Genomic DNA, 14,335 nt, shown 5'->3' with positions numbered 1-14,335 from the left:
TCCTGCCGGTCACCCGTCCGACGACGCTGAGTACTGCGAGACCTGCGGTGCCCGCATCGCCAGCAGTTCCACGCCCAGTACCTCAGCGCCAAGTATTTCCACGCAAAATGTTTTCGAGCCAAGTATTTCGGCGCCCAGCATTTCGGGGCCCAGCATGTCCGCGACCACGGTGTTGGGCGTCACCTCACCGGATCCAGTCCAGGTCTGTCCGGAATGTGGTGATCGGCTCACGGACCGATTTTGTGAAGGCTGTGGATTCGACGCCCTCCACCGGCAGGTACGAAGGCCCGCATCGCCCGTGCCGCGGAACGCCAATCCGACGCCGGGTGGTTGGGCCGGGTCGACCACGAGTGGCCGCAGCTGGACAGGCGGCGGGATCGACTGGATCGCGGTGGTCAGCGCCGAGCGCGCCTACTACGAGCGGCTGATGGCCGAAACGGGGTCGGACCCGGCCACGCTGCCCTACCCGTCACGCCTTCCGGAGCGGCAGTATCCCCTTACGTCGCAGTTCCTCCGGATCGGTCGGCGCAGCGTCGGGCGGGGCATCCAGCCGGACATCGATCTCAGCCTGCCCCCTGAAGACCCGGCCGTCTCCCACGAGCACGCGTTGCTGCTCGCCAAGCCTGACGGCACCTGGTCACTGGTCGACCTCGGCGCCACGAACGGCACGCTCCTCAACGACGAGCCCGAGCCGGTTCCGGCGCATCTCGAAGTCCCACTGCAGAACGGCGACCGGATCTACGTCGGCGCCTGGACCGTCATCACCCTCCGGAAGGGATGAACGCGAGGTGCCTGTAAAGACCGCGGCCCGACAACGACGCACGGCCGTGATCCTGCGAAACGTGCGTACGACACCGGGCCGGGTGCGGATGCTCACCGCACTCGTTCTGGTCACCATCGCTGGCCTGGCGACGCTCGGCAGCCTGGCGATCGACAACGCCCGCAGCGGGGTCCGGGTCATCGGCCATGGTGCGGGACCGCAGGTCGTCGCCACCAGCGACCTCTACTACGCGCTCAGCGACATGAACGCCCAGGTCGCCAACGTGCTGCTGGCGCGCGGTGAGGAGAATCTCGGCATCAGCCAGAAGGCCGCACTGGAGCGTTACGAGAATCGGCGCACACAGGCCAGCCGCGCACTCATGCAGGCCACCAGCCTCGCGGGCGGTGAGCGCGCTCAGGACAACACGATCCGGGAAGTGCTCGACGGCATCGGTAAGTACGAGCGGCTGGCGTCCCAGGCGATGATCCTGGCCGGGCGGGCGCAGGGCACGGGGCCGTTGCCGCAGCAGGCACTCGAGTTGTACCGGCAAGCCAACACTCTGATGACTCGCGACCTCCTGCCCAAGGCGGAGAAGGTCACCCTGGAGAGCGACGGGGCCGTTCAGGGTAGCTACGAGCACGCGCAGTCGCAGGTGAGCACGCTCCCACTCTGGATCGCCGTGGGCGGGGTCTGCGCGGTCCTCGCCCTGATCGGGCTGCAGGTCTATCTGGCCGCGCGGTTCCGGCGCATCCTCAATCTCGCGCTCGTGCTCGCGACTGTCGCGACATTCGTACTCGCCGTCGCGAGCCTGCTCGTCCTGTCTATCGCACAGGAGAACCTCACCACGGCCAAGGACGAAGGCCACGACAAGATCCTCTCGGTGTCGCGTTCGAGAGCCGCCAACAACACCTTGCAGGCCAACGAGGCGGGCTACCGTCTCGACGTACGCCAGAACGTCACCTCGAAGGAGACGCTGCGCGGCATCGAAGCGCGGATGGGCCCGCTGCTCGACGGCTTCGCGAGCACCGACCGCACGATGGTCGCGCTCATCGACGATCACCGGCAGGTCTTCGAGCAGGCGATCGCGGGCAGCGACCGAGCCCTGAATGGCTGGCACCTGATCTTCCCCGGCGCCGCCGGAGGGATTGCCCTGCTCGTCCTGCTGGGGGTTCGACCGCGGCTCGGCGAATATCGTTGACAGCCAGTAACAGGCTCTAATCTGGTGTCTGTCCGGGTGCCCACAATGAGCGGACGTCCTCCCCGCGAGCGTCGCGCCTCTGAAGGTCGGTCAGGAATTCAACGATTCCGTACCTTGGCTTCCAGTCGAGCAGCCGTTCGGCCTCGGTGAGGTCATGCTGCTCCACTTGAGCAGGCAAGGCGATCTCGTACCGATCGAGCAGCGCCGCTGAGCCGGGCACCCGCTCCTCACACCAGTCCCTGCCCTTGCTCGCGAAATCTTTGGCGACCTCGTCCGGCATGGCGTGGTTGGTGTGCACGATCGTCCGGAACAGGTCGACTTTGTGGTCAACGACACCGCGCAGAGCCGCGACCGTAGCCGAAGCCACGTCCCGCCGATCGACGCCGTTGCGCAACAACATCGACCCCCACGCAAGATATTGCTTGGGAACGAAGTCGTGGTAGCGCAGCTGCACAACGGATGCACCGGTGACCTCGTGGTACATCCGCCACAGGTCCTCGCCGATGACCTTCGTCACGCCGTAGACGCTGCCCCAGCCGTAGGCCATGGACGATGCGAAGACCACCGATGACACGCCATACCTGCGGCAGGCCTGCACGACGTTGAAGGTCCCATCCACGTTGACGGCGAAGATGGTCTCGTCACTGACCGGCGGCTCGTGCGCGCAATGCCACGCCGCCAAATGGACGACCGCGTCACAACCGCGGACCGCGCGGTCGACGTCAGACGCTGTCCGCGTGTCGCAACGGAAGAACTCTGCGCCGCGAAGATCGTGATCGGCGGGTGGTGCGATGTCAGCCATGCGCACGTCAAAGCCTGCGTCCAGGGCCATCCGGGCGACAACGCTGCCGGCATTGCCCGCGGCGCCGGTGATCAGCACGCGGCGTCTTTCCTGCGAACTCGTCATGGAAACAAGTATTCCAGGGCGGCGAAGTTGATCAACGGTGCCGTTCTTGGGCGCTTGCCGCTGTCGGTGTCCGATTCACCCACCGTTGATCAACTCCACCCCACCAGACAACTCACCATATCGAGCCGTCTGCGGCCAGTTCGCTGAGCCGATTCACCCTCTGAGGTTTCACCGCACGCTGAACTCCACCTTGTGTAGTTCGCTGATACCGCCGCCGACCGCGTCGGTGCCGGCATAGAGCTCGCCGGCGCTGTCCACGCCGAAGGTCGTGATCCGGCCGGGCAGCTGACCAATCTCCGCGGTCCGATAGGAATCATTGGTCGTACGCTGGATACCCCAGGTCTTTGCGGTGCAGTAGTCGGTCGCAACGTAAATGCCGGCCGCGATGTCCGCGAACTCCTTGCCGCGGTAGACGAACCCGCCGGTGACCGAGCATTCCGGCGCGCTTCCGCCACTCTGGTACGAGAACACGGGGGCGACGTACTTCTCCCCGGCGATGCAGCGGCTGCTGTTGAAGACGTCCGGTCCTTCCATGCAGGACCAGCCGAGGTTGGCGGCCCGCTGGGTGGATCGAAGACGGTCGACCTCCTCGGTCTGATTCTGGCCGACGTCACCGATCCAGAGCGACCCGTCGGCCGGGTCGAAGGAGAACCGCCACGGGTTCCGTAGCCCGTACGCCCAAATCTCGGGCCGGGCGTTCCTGCTCTTCGCGAACGGGTTGTCCGGCGGGATGCAGTAGAGCCGGCCACCGCAGATGTGCATGACGTCGAGGCGGAGAATCTTGCCGAGCAGCTGAGTCAGATCCTGCGCCGTGTTGAACGGGTCACCCGCACCACCACCGTCCCCCAGGCTCCAGTACAGGTAGCCGTCCGGACCGAATGCGATCTGGCCGCCGTTGTGGTTACTGAACTGCGCGTGCTGCTGAGTGATCAGCACCTCCTCGGTACCAGCCGGCACGGAGGCCTGCGTCGCATCGGCGAGCTTGAACCGGGACAGCGTGAGTGCTCCGTCGGGCAGCCTGGTGTAGACGACGAACAGGGTGCGGGTCTCGCTGAAGCGGGGTGAGGTAGCGATACCGAGCAGGCCCCGCTCATTGCCGTTGATGTTCACCCGGTTGGTGATGTCGAGGTACGCCTGCGCGGCCACTCCTTCGTTCGGTCGGAAGACGCGGACCACGCCGCTCTTGTCGACCACGAACATCCGTTTGCTGCTGTCGTCGGGAGCGACCATGGCGCTGATCCGCCCCAGGTCAGACGCGACGACGGTGGTGCTCACTGTGAGCTTGGACGGATCCGGGCCCGCCACCGGAGCGACTGCCACCGACGTGGACGGATTGATCGGCGAAGCCTGCGCCACCAGGGTCGAACTCCCCGCCAGCGGCACGATGAGGGCGGCGAGGACCGCTGCCATTCGCGTACGTCCCGATAACCGGCGAGATGCAGAGCTGTTTGCCATGCTGCCTCCAGAACTGGGGACCTTGCGAGATACGGGATCTGCTCCGTCCATCACGATCAGCGATCGCGAATGGTTCAGGACACGGCCGGAACTGGACTCAAAGCCGTGCCATCTCCCGCGACCAGCACCGAGCCGAACGGCTCGTCACCTACGTCGAGCGCCTGGGCCGCCAGCTCGACGCAACGCCGCAGGTGCCTCATCTCCACCGCGCCGATCATCAGCACCTTCCTGAAGGAGAACGACTCGTCGAATCAGGTTACCCACCTAGGTTGCAATCCAACCTAGGTGGGTCTACCGTCTAGATCGCATCGAACACTTCTTGGGGCCGTTCGGCCGTGTGAAGGGACGTGACATGGGAATCGCGCCGGAGTTCTCCACGCTGGCTGTGGTGCTGTCCATCCCGTTGCTCGCTGTCCTGGTCGTCGATCCGCTGCTGGGTAGGCGGATGTACGACCGGCTCCAGCGCCACAGGGAGCACGACAGCCAGGCGCTGAAACGGGTCTACCGCCGCATCCTCATCGCGGAATGGAGTTGTGCCGCGGTCGTCGTGCTGATCATCACGGTGTCGCCCGGCGCCGCGCTCGCCGACTTCGGGCTCGCGCTTCCGGACACGTGGTTCGACGTGGATGTCCTGCCCCGTGAGTCGTCGGAGATCGCCGGTGCGGTGGTGGGCTTGCTGGTTGTCGGCACCGTTCTGTTACTCCTCTCCCGCAGGCTGGCCAAGGTGAACGCCAGACCGGCCGGCGGGATCAAGGTTCTGCAACAGGCCGGCCTGGACACCTTCAATGCGATCATTCCTCGCACAGCCACGGAACGGCGGCTGGCGATCGCGGTCTCGGTGACAGCCGGGGTCTGTGAGGAGCTGATCTACCGCGGCTTTCTGATCGCGTTCGGAGTCGGGGTGCTCAACCTGAACGTGTACGTCGCGGCCGGTCTTGCGGCGTTGCTCTTCGGCGCCGCCCACCTTTACCAAGGCTGGCTGGGAATGATCCGAGTAACCTTCTTCGGCGTTCTCATGACGGCTCTCTACCTGAGCACCGGCAGCCTCGTTCTCCCGATCGTCATTCACGCGGTCGGCGACATCGTAAGCCTGGTAGTGATGCCCAGCGTTTCACGTACCAATCGGACTACCGTGCAAGAAGAATCCGCGCGGATCGCGGAGGTGAGCTAGGCGTGGCGACCGACCGGCGGGCCAGTTGGCTCAAGGGAGTGCTCGACCTGCTCGTACTCGCGGCGCTGACCAACGGCGAAAGCTACGGCTACAAAATCGCCAAGACCCTGGACAGTGCCGGGCTCGGCCAGATCCGCGGCGGCACCCTCTATCCGGTGCTCAACCGGCTGGAGGAGGCCGGACTCGTGGCCGCGGAGTTTCGCGCCTCCGAACGCGGGCCCGGCCGCCGCTACTACAGCCTGACACCGCGAGGGCTCGAAACCCTCAGAGAACAAGGCGAACTCTGGCTGGCGTTCGACGCGTCCGTGCGGAATGTGCTGGCCAAAGGAGGAATCGGATGACCGGCTATTTCGATCACCTCGCCGAACGCCTGCGCGGGCAAGGCATTCCTGAAGACCAGGTAGCGGAAACGCTCGACGACCTCACGACGTACCTCAGTGAAAACGGCGGGGACCCGGAGGTCGAATTCGGGCCGGTCTCTGAATTCGCTGCACAACTCGTACCCCCACCGGCCGGGAACGGCGGCGATGGCCCGGCCGGGCGGGCCGGGCGGGCCGGGCGGGTCAGGCGGGTCGACCAAGCTGGGCCAGCCAACCCACCCGACGGCGAGGTCTGGCGGTGGCGGGCAGCCGCGTTCAACGAACTGCGCTGGCTGGAAACGTTCGGGGATCAGGGCTGGGAAGTGGAGCGAGTCGACACTGCGGGTAGGTTCGTCTGCCGGCGAGACGCACAGGATCCGCAGCAGTGGGCGTACCGTCGAGAGCTCGTCAGCCGCAAGAATCTCCAGGCCGATACCGCCGCACTCGAGGACCAGCTGGCACCAGATGACTGGGAGCCCTGCGGCACCTGGGTGTGCTACGCGTACTTCAAACGGTCCAAGGCCGCGCTCATCGGGCCGAAGGCGATGATCGATGCCCCAGAGCGCCAGCCGGGACGGAAGTCCTTCTACAGCAGGCGGTTCTATCTGTTTCTGATCGCCTTACTGGCGCCCGTCGCCGTTGCGGTCGCTGTCCTGATGGCTGTCGGGGACCGCTACGCGGGTGGCAACTTCGCTACAGGCGCCCTGATCGGCGCGATCGTCGCGGGCATAGGACTCGTCGTACTCTGCGGCCTTCTGATCAGGCGGGCCGAAGCCCGCGCCGACCGCGAATAGACCCGGCCTCGCGCTCGGGGGTCTATTTGTCCCCGGCGTTCACGGCATAGATGGCCAGCTGGACGCGGTTGGCGCTACCCGTTTTGGTCATCAGGTTCGCCACATGCGTCTTGACGGTGGTGACACCAAGGTGCAGGCGTTCGGCGATCTCCGGATTGGAGAGCCCGATCGCGACCAGCGCGAGGACGTCGCGCTCGCGCCCGGTGATGTCGGCCGGCGTCTGGGGTGGCGGGGGCGGTGCCTGCACCGCCTGCGTTCGTACCGCATGCTCAACCAGCCGGCGCAGCACAACCTGACTGAACGGACTGTCGCCGCCGGATGCCCGCCGTATCCCATCGAGGAGTTCGTTCGGGGCGGCATCCTTGACCAGGAAACCGAAGGCACCCGCCGCCAGCGCGGGGTACAGGTGATCGTCGTCATCAAAGGTCGTCAGCACCACGACCCTGGTCGACGGGCGCCGCGCCATGATGCGCGAGGTCGCTGTGGTGCCGTCGACACCGGGCATCCGCAGATCCATGAGTACGACGTCGGGGGTCACCTCGTCGACGAGGCGGACCGCCGTCGCGCCTTCGGCTGCCTCACCCACCACCTCCATGTCGGGAACGGATTCGCACAACATGCGCAGGCCGGCACGGACCAGTTGTTGGTCGTCGACGAGCAGGACCCGGATCACGTCGCGGCCCCCGTCGGCACCAGCGCGGTCACGCGCCAGCCGGAGCCGGTCGCACCGGCCTGCAGGCTGCCGCCCAGGACCTCCACACGTTCGCGCAGGCCGATGAGGCCGTGCCCACCGCTGTGATGCCCGCCGTTGTGATGCGCGCCGTTGTGATGCCCGCTGTTGTGGTGACCGGCGGCGGCTGCGGCCGCTCCGCCGAAGTCGCGCAGATCGAACTCGACCCGGTCCTCACTGAGCCGGATCGACAGCTGTGCCTTGGCATTGGTGCCAGCGTGCTTGGCCACGTTCGCCAATCCTTCCTGGGTGAGGCGCAGCATGGCGAGGGCGGTACGCGCGTCGACCTGGGAGATCTCCGGATCAATGTCCGCCTGAACTGTCAGGCCGAGCTGCTGGCTGCGTTCGACCACGGACGCGAGGGCGACCGGTAGGCTCGTCGGATCGACAACGGGCGACGGCTGCGCAGACCCGGGGTCGCGGAGTACGGCCACCAGGCGGCGCAGATCGGCAAGTGCCCCGGATCCGGTCGCGTGGACGTCGTCGAGCACCTGCCGTACCCGTGGATCGTCGAGCGGCAACACGTTGCGTGCCACAGCCACCCGCAGCACGATCGAGGCCACGTGATGCGCCACCAGGTCATGCAGCTCGCGGGCGATCGTGGTGCGCTCCTCGGCGCGCACCCGCGCCGCCTCCTGCTGGGCACGGTCGGCGGCCTGGCGGTTCAGCTCACCAAGCGTCCGCACGTGCAGGCCCAGCAGAAGCGGCCCAGCCACTCCGGCAGCGAGGCGATAGATCACGGTCAGCGCCACCTCGCGAACGCCGGCGTAGTCCGACAGCATGGTCCCCGCGATCCCGACGATCAGGCCGCACCACACCTGCCAGCCGAACCTTCGCGCGCCCAGCTCGAACATCGCCCAGGCCAGCGCGACCGCGGGAACCGCGTCGTTCTCCACTCCGAGGAGATGACCAACCCCCAGCCCCGCGGAGATGCCACCCACGACCGCGAGCGGCGACCAGATTCCAACAAATCCAAAGACAAGAGCACCGACCGCGAGGATCCATTCGAGGCCGCTCTGCGTACGTGCCTCGGGCACCATCGCGAGATAGGCGACACCGGTGAGGCTCACAATGCTGAGCCTGAGGGCCGTGAGGCGCTCCTCGAACAGTCGCCCCACCCAGAGCATGACCGTCATCCTATCGACCAGCAGCCTGCAGGGGGCGGAGCCACGAGACGGTCGCCGCCAGCGCCGTCGCCGCTGCGAGGGCGAGGAGTGCCGTGATCGTCGCCGAGTCGGGGGCGAGCAGCGGCTGAGCCCGAAGCGCCTGCCAGGTCACGAGAACGAACAACCCGCCATAGGCGAAGGCGAACACGAACACCAGGTGGGTACGGCGTACCGCGTCCTTCACCAACCAGGTCACCAGCATGGTGAACAACAGGATCGCCTGAAGCCCATGGAGTCCCACGAAGTGGCCGATACGAAGATCTCCGCCGGTCGTGCTCCAACCGGTCAGCGGCATCCCCGGGCCACCATCGGGTACGCCGACAGCATGGGCGCCCATGTTTGTGGTCAGCCCGCGTTCGGCGAGTGCGATTTGGTCAGGCGTCGGAATCACCATCAGGAACGCTTCCAGGAACCCTCCCATCAGCAGGACGATTCCCAGCCGGATGGCCCACGTGCCGGCACGATCCGGCATCCCGTGACGCCAGAGCAGGACCGCGATCACGATCGTCCCCAGCGACAACGCCACAGTGAGGCCACCGAGGGAACGCCACAACACCATGTCGAGCAGCGTGGCCTCGTTGAAATGGCTGACCCGCCCCCGAATCACCTGGCCGACGATAATGGCCATCTCGAGATAGGTTGCGGCGGCAATGACGATCCCCGACCACTGGGCGACCCGCCTTCCCCGGCGCAGGTAGGCCATCAGCCAGGCCAGGGTGAATCCATAGACCCCCAAGGAAACCGAGAACTTCGCCGGCTTGAGCCAGATGGGCTGCCCGCCGAGCAGGCGGTCGTCGGCGACGAGCCCGACGATGCTGATCAGGAAGATGGCGGACATGACACCGGCGAGGATGGTGAGTGCTCTGCTGCCCTGGAGCGCTGTGCGCAGTGGCGTAGTAGTCGTCATGTCCTCGAGGATCACGGCTGGCGCGGGCGCGCACCTCCTGCCGGAAGGCCGGATTCGCCTCCTACGACCGGCCGCCGCCTCCTCCTATCGGAGGAGCCCGCCCTTTGCGCGTCGACATTTCCGTCACGCCGTCGCAGTCAATCAGCGTAGGCGGCGAGCTGGTCGCTGACCGGGGTGAACCCGGGTCGGCGTACGCGCGAGAAGTACTCCGCCTTGGCCGTACGCAGCAACTCCTCACCGTCGCGGGTCCAGTCGAACCGCGGTCGCTTCAGCAGGCGTCGGAACAGCACCCTGGCCATGTCCGGGTTTCGGTCGGCCAGCCGCCGCAACACCATTGGTTCGACGCTGTCGTCGTGTAGATATGACAGCACCTGTTCGCGATATCGCCGGCGCCGCACCAGATCCGGGTCGGTGAAGGCGTCCTCGACCAGACCGAACTCCGCGTAGAAACCGAGCCCGTCTTCTTCGTCGTGAATCAACGCCACTGTTTCGGAGTCGACGAATTCCAGGGGAGTTCCGTCAGTGGCTCCGGAGTGCTCGCGCTACGACGCCTTGCCCCCGAATTCGTACGAAGCACGTCCTCATGGCAGAACGCGTCAAACGCGTCGAGTTTATCCTGCGCCTGATCACCCGGCACGACCACGAGGTCGGCGCCGAAGAACCGGATAAACCGTTCCCGGTTTGCTCGCTGGAGCTCCCACGCCTGGGCCAGCTTCTCCGGATTTCGGTACACGGCCTCCGGGTTACGCACCGACATCTCGAGCGCCAACTTGTAGGCGAAATCTCGATTGGCTCGCCTTATCACGTTGGTCGGCCCGCTCAACATCCATTCGTCGCCGACCGCTACCAGGCGGGTGATCAGAAAGGACCGGCGCGGCATCTGCCGAAACATCGAGGAGCCCCTGTTGGACCGTACGCGGTAGGTCAACTCGTCCACAAGATTGACAGTGATCAGTGCCGGTCCGTCGCGCCGCTGGACCTCGAATGGCCCCTGCACTACATCGCGCCATCCGAGCAACATCTGCCGCTCCTGCTCGGGAAACTCCGGATGCGCGTCGACGAACTCCTCGACGACAGTCCGGCCATTGCGCAGACGGTACTCCAGCACGAAATAGTCCCACAGCGCGATCAACTGCTGCTCGTCGAGTGCCTCTGTTCCATCACCGTGTTGGGCCAGCACCTGGCGGACCGCCTTCTCGTACCGAGCACCCTGGGTCTATGCCACCAGCTCGGCCTTCAGGTCGCCAGCACGCTCAAGAAGTGCGGCATCCACTGCCATCCACTGCTCCATTCACCCGACGGGTTGACCTCCGACCCCGGTCACAGCCCACCCTATCGTGATCGTCTGCGCGTCGACGCCGCCCGGCGAATCGCTCGAAGGTCGGACGTCGACCACGACCAGGGTAATCGAATCTAGCGATATCCCCGCGCTTGCAGTCCATACAATTCGGCGTAGTGGCCGCCCGCCTTGAGTAACTCGTGGTGGGTTCCCTGCTCTGTGATCCGGCCGTTGTCCATCACGATGACGCGATCAGCGGCGGCAACTGTCGAGAACCTATGCGTGATGAGGATGGTGACGGCTCCCCTGCTCCTACTCGTCTGAGTGGCAGCCGCGTAACGCTCGAAAAGGCTGTGTTCGGTGCTCGCGTCGAGCGCCGCCGTGGGTTCGTCCAGAACGCGGAGAAGCGAGTTGTCGCGCATCATTCCTCGGGCGAGCGCAAGGCGCTGCCACTGACCGCCCGACAGTCCCACAACGTCCGGCCAGGTGGTGCCGAGCTGCGTTTCCAGACCGCGAGGCAGCGAGGAGACCACCTCGTCGGCGGCGCCAGCCGTGACCGCGGCTGTGATGCGAGCGTCGTCGTCGATGCACTCAAGATCACCCACGCCGACAGTTTCTCTGGCCAGCACCTCGAGTTTCGCGTAGTCCTGGAAGGCGGCAGAAATCCGGCTACGCCAGGCGGCAATGTCGAACTCGAAAAGATCAACGCCATCGAAGTATTCGACCACCTGTCGGCCGATAGAGACCGGTCAGCAGCTTGACCAGGGTCGACTTTCCGGCGCCGTTCTCTCCGACGATCGCGACGACCGATCCTGGCGCCAGCTCGAGAGAGAGGGGAATCACGACGAACAGGACTGCGGTCGCCCCGAACCAACGCCATACGCTGTCGGCCGCGGGCGTACCCAAACCGGCCCGCACCGCGGCCGGCATCGCACCGACCAGACGTCCCGTCGTCACCAACGCTGCCTACTCGCGGCCGCCATCAGCACGGTCAGGGTTAGACAGAGCAGCGAGAGTCCTGGCGCGGAACGCCACAGGAGCCTCGCGTGCAGGGCGTATCGACGCAGCGTCGGAACGAAAATGAGCGCAGCATGCCGTCACCTTTCGATTCGGTGTACGGCCGCCACTCGGAGAGCCCACGGCATCGCTCCGCATCGGATGGGAGCGACAGGTACGCCGGTGAGTCGGGCACGACATCCGCACCTCGGCAAGCTCCCGCCGTTGTTGCCCGTCCGCCGTCAATCGGCGGTTCGGTCGCGCTCTGCTGCTCCTGACCTGTCAGGTTCGGAGGCGGTTGTTGCGGATGGGGTTGCGGTTGGGGTCGATCCATTCGGGTGGGGTGAATTCGGGTACGCCGTCGGCTGCTAGCTGGACTTTCCAGGTGCCTTGGTGGATGAGCCTGTGGTGGTAGCCACACAGCAGTGCCCCGTTGGCCACCGTCGTCGGTCCGCCGTTCAGCCACGACTGGACATGATGGCCGTGACACCACGCCGGTGGCCGATCGCAGCCAGGGAACGCACATCCCCGATCCCGTAGCTCCAGCAGTTTGCGGAGCCTGCCGGTGAAGAACCGGGTCCCGTCCGATAGTGCGACTTCGCCGTCGCGGATGCCGAACCAGCTGACCTTCGCATCACACGCCCACTCCTGCACGGTGCGGGCCGACACATAGGTGCCGGTGCGCAGGAGCCGGCCGAGTCCTGTGCCGTTGACCAGATCCTCATCTGTGATCGTCACGACGATGTGCGGCTTCTCCCCACCCTGGGAGGGGGACGCACCGGAGTCGAGGTAGCGGCGGACGAGCTCGTCGAACGCGTCGCCTCTGCGCTGGGCCGGACTGCGGGGGTCCAACCCGTCGGCGGTGGTGGGTAGCGGCTTGGAGAGTGGCTCGATGGCGGTGCGGAACCGGTCGGCCGCAATTGGGTCCAGCTTGCCGCGGATGTGGGTGCCGGATCCGTCTGGGTCGTCGTACAGCGACAGCTCGCTCTGCCGGGCAGCCTTGGCTTCTTCCTCGGCGAGCTTCTTGGCGAGTACCTTGTCGGCCAGGTCGGGGTCGACGGCGTTCAACACGGCTCTGCCCAGACCGGCGAGGTCTTTGGGATCGAAGACCCGGGCGTGCTCGACCAGCACCTGTTCGGCCTCAGCCCGTGTCTCCTGGCCGGCTTCCTTCGGCAGGTCGCGGATCGCCTTCGCGATCACCCTCGCGTGATCAGCGCTGATCTCACCAGCGTTCAACGCCAACTGAACCAACGGCAAAGCCGTATCGAGATCGTTCGCCAGGCGCACCGCCGCCCGCGCGTGTTCGGGACGCATCCGCAGCAGCGACGACAGCAAGGCGGCTGTGCTGGTCGCGCCAGCGGTGCGGCCGAGGTCCTGTCGGTCGGCCTCGCGAATCACTTGGAGCTGGACCGCCTCGATCTGTGCCGAGAGAGCTTCAAGACTGATTAGGAGGTCGGTGAGTTCGTCCCCTGGAGTCGACCACAACGGCGCACCGGACTCCTCGGCGAACCGGGCCCGCGCCCGGTCCGCCAGCACCGAGAACGGGTGCCGGCCCGCATCCGTCGAGGTCGAATCCATGCCCAAACACTAGCGGCGACCACCGACAAGACCTCAGCCCCGAAAGCCCAACAAAACAAGGGCATCCAGCGACCCAGACTGACAGCGTCTGTACGAGTTAAGAGGTCCGTCGGCGCCCGCCTTGACCGCAGGTAACATTGACACGATGGCTACTGCTTCACAGGCCGGATCTAGCCCGTCCGACAGGATCAGCCCGGCCGAGGCCGACCGCCTTACTCAGATCGCCACAGCGTTCGCTGCAGTCAACGGCGATAAGAACCCCAAGGCGACTCAGGTCGTACGTGCCAGCGGGGCGACAGTCCTACGTCACCTGCTCGGCGCGGATGCCGTCACAGATGCGAAGGCAACGGAAGTGGTGGCTGAGGTGCTCGGTGCAGAGTGGTCTGCCCCGCGTTTTCCGGACAGCGGATTCAAGTGGTTCTACGCTGCCTGACGCTGGTTTAGGTACTCGTTGTAGACCTCGTGTGGGGTCTTGTAGCCGAGTCCCGAGTGGAGCCTTCGGGAATTATAGCGGAGCTCGATGTACCGAGCAATATCCGCGATAGCTTGTTCCCGGGTCGGATAAGCGGTCCGGTAGACCAACTCGACTTTCACGACGGCATTGAACGATTCCGCCATCGCATTGTCATAGCAGATTCCGGTCCGCCCGACCGACGCCCTGATCTCGCAGGACCGCAGATACTTCCTGAACTCGGCAGAAGTATATTGGCTGCCGCGGTCGGAGTGGAAGATCGCACCAGGTGGAATCTTGTGATTTCTGACCGCCATGGCCATCGCGGCGATTACCAGATCGGCGCGCATGTGGTCGGCCATCGCATAGCCGAGAACGGCTTTGGAATAGCAGTCGATGACCGTGGCCAGAAACACCCAGCCAGACCAGGTGCGAATGTAGGTAATATCGCCNACCATCTTCTGTCCGGGCGCGTCCGCGGTGAAGTCACGCCCCACCAGGTCCGGGACATCCTCGGCCTCGGGGTCGGCCACGGTGGTCGTCGGCCGGTACGGGCGCGGCTGACAGGACACCAAGCCCAGCTC

General features: G+C 65.6%; 17 protein-coding genes and 1 pseudogene. 6 read left to right on the top strand and 12 right to left on the bottom strand.

Translation table 11 applies throughout. From position 1 onward, the window contains the following. Positions 1–9: 9 nt before the first annotated feature. The gene (locus B141_RS50700; RefSeq protein ID WP_020575891.1) at positions 10–183 is read right to left on the bottom strand and encodes a hypothetical protein; all 174 of its coding nucleotides are present in this window, start codon (positions 181–183) and stop codon (positions 10–12) included. A 115-nt stretch (positions 184–298) separates the two neighbouring features. Between B141_RS50700 and B141_RS50695 the strand changes: the two genes are divergently transcribed. Both B141_RS50695 and B141_RS40670 read left to right on the top strand, forming a co-directional pair. Then, positions 299–781: an FHA domain-containing protein gene (locus B141_RS50695; RefSeq protein WP_020575890.1), complete on the top strand. Its 483-nt coding sequence runs from the start codon at positions 299–301 to the stop codon at positions 779–781. Positions 782–842: 61 nt separating this feature from the next. Continuing rightward, positions 843–1,958, top strand: a complete 1,116-nt coding sequence (locus tag B141_RS40670) for a hypothetical protein (protein WP_157181015.1) — start codon at positions 843–845, stop codon at positions 1,956–1,958. A gap of 16 nt (positions 1,959–1,974) precedes the next feature. Here B141_RS40670 and B141_RS0114440 read toward each other — a convergent pair whose 3' ends face one another. The 3 genes from B141_RS0114440 to B141_RS49270 form a co-directional block, all read right to left on the bottom strand. Beyond that, entirely contained in the window at positions 1,975–2,865 is an 891-nt protein-coding gene (locus B141_RS0114440) for an NAD-dependent epimerase/dehydratase family protein (protein ID WP_063828609.1), read from the bottom strand. 168 nt (positions 2,866–3,033) lie between these two features. Then, the gene (locus B141_RS0114435) at positions 3,034–4,275 is read right to left on the bottom strand and encodes a PQQ-dependent sugar dehydrogenase (RefSeq protein ID WP_020575887.1); all 1,242 of its coding nucleotides are present in this window, start codon (positions 4,273–4,275) and stop codon (positions 3,034–3,036) included. 119 nt (positions 4,276–4,394) lie between these two features. Beyond that, positions 4,395–4,538: a hypothetical protein gene (locus B141_RS49270; RefSeq protein ID WP_020575886.1), complete on the bottom strand. Its 144-nt coding sequence runs from the start codon at positions 4,536–4,538 to the stop codon at positions 4,395–4,397. Between the two features lie 134 nt (positions 4,539–4,672). Here B141_RS49270 and B141_RS40665 point away from each other — a divergent pair, with 134 nt between their 5' ends. The 3 genes from B141_RS40665 to B141_RS40660 are packed head-to-tail and all read left to right on the top strand — an operon-like array spanning position 4,673 to position 6,644. After that, positions 4,673–5,491 (top strand): CPBP family intramembrane glutamic endopeptidase, encoded by an 819-nt coding sequence (locus tag B141_RS40665; protein WP_020575885.1) that lies wholly within the window; start codon positions 4,673–4,675, stop codon positions 5,489–5,491. A gap of 2 nt (positions 5,492–5,493) precedes the next feature. Further along, a complete protein-coding gene (locus B141_RS0114420) occupies positions 5,494–5,832 on the top strand; it encodes a PadR family transcriptional regulator (protein WP_020575884.1) in 339 nt (112 codons plus the stop codon). Next, positions 5,829–6,644, top strand: coding sequence for a hypothetical protein (locus tag B141_RS40660; RefSeq protein ID WP_020575883.1), 816 nt, complete (start codon positions 5,829–5,831; stop codon positions 6,642–6,644). The genes B141_RS0114420 and B141_RS40660 overlap by 4 nt, the downstream gene beginning before the upstream one ends. Positions 6,645–6,666: 22 nt before the next feature. On the opposite strand, the gene B141_RS0114410 is transcribed toward B141_RS40660, so the two are convergent. From B141_RS0114410 to B141_RS0114375, 7 genes and pseudogenes are all read right to left on the bottom strand, one after another. Then, positions 6,667–7,317 (bottom strand): response regulator transcription factor, encoded by a 651-nt coding sequence (locus tag B141_RS0114410; protein ID WP_020575882.1) that lies wholly within the window; start codon positions 7,315–7,317, stop codon positions 6,667–6,669. Next, entirely contained in the window at positions 7,314–8,501 is a 1,188-nt protein-coding gene (locus B141_RS0114405; protein WP_020575881.1) for a sensor histidine kinase, read from the bottom strand. The genes B141_RS0114410 and B141_RS0114405 overlap by 4 nt, the downstream gene beginning before the upstream one ends. Positions 8,502–8,511: 10 nt before the next feature. Next, positions 8,512–9,447 carry a hypothetical protein gene (locus B141_RS0114400; RefSeq protein WP_040421312.1) on the bottom strand — a complete coding sequence of 312 codons (936 nt, stop codon included), beginning with the start codon at positions 9,445–9,447 and terminating at the stop codon, positions 8,512–8,514. 137 nt (positions 9,448–9,584) lie between these two features. Next, on the bottom strand, positions 9,585–9,932 hold the full coding sequence (locus B141_RS0114395; protein WP_026257219.1) for a hypothetical protein: 348 nt from the start codon (positions 9,930–9,932) through the stop codon (positions 9,585–9,587). Continuing rightward, entirely contained in the window at positions 9,923–10,627 is a 705-nt protein-coding gene (locus B141_RS0114390) for a hypothetical protein (RefSeq protein ID WP_026257218.1), read from the bottom strand. Before B141_RS0114390 ends, B141_RS0114395 begins: the two co-directional genes overlap by 10 nt. Before the next feature lie 233 nt (positions 10,628–10,860). Continuing rightward, positions 10,861–11,656 (bottom strand): annotated as a pseudogene (locus B141_RS0114385) (ATP-binding cassette domain-containing protein). Positions 11,657–12,004: 348 nt separating this feature from the next. Further along, positions 12,005–13,300, bottom strand: coding sequence for an HNH endonuclease signature motif containing protein (locus tag B141_RS0114375; protein WP_020575877.1), 1,296 nt, complete (start codon positions 13,298–13,300; stop codon positions 12,005–12,007). Between the two features lie 145 nt (positions 13,301–13,445). Between B141_RS0114375 and B141_RS49265 the strand changes: the two genes are divergently transcribed. Continuing rightward, positions 13,446–13,733 carry a hypothetical protein gene (locus B141_RS49265; RefSeq protein WP_157181014.1) on the top strand — a complete coding sequence of 96 codons (288 nt, stop codon included), beginning with the start codon at positions 13,446–13,448 and terminating at the stop codon, positions 13,731–13,733. Here the strand turns inward: B141_RS49265 and B141_RS0114370 are convergent. Next, entirely contained in the window at positions 13,721–14,323 is a 603-nt protein-coding gene (locus B141_RS0114370) for an IS3 family transposase (RefSeq protein ID WP_474775222.1), read from the bottom strand. The two genes, B141_RS49265 and B141_RS0114370, sit on opposite strands and share 13 nt — an antisense overlap. Between the last annotated feature and the right edge of the window lie 12 nt (positions 14,324–14,335).

The organism is Actinopolymorpha alba DSM 45243 (assembly GCF_000373925.1).
GTDB lineage: Bacteria > Actinomycetota > Actinomycetes > Propionibacteriales > Actinopolymorphaceae > Actinopolymorpha > Actinopolymorpha alba.
This window is presented reverse-complemented; position numbering and strand designations above follow the sequence as displayed.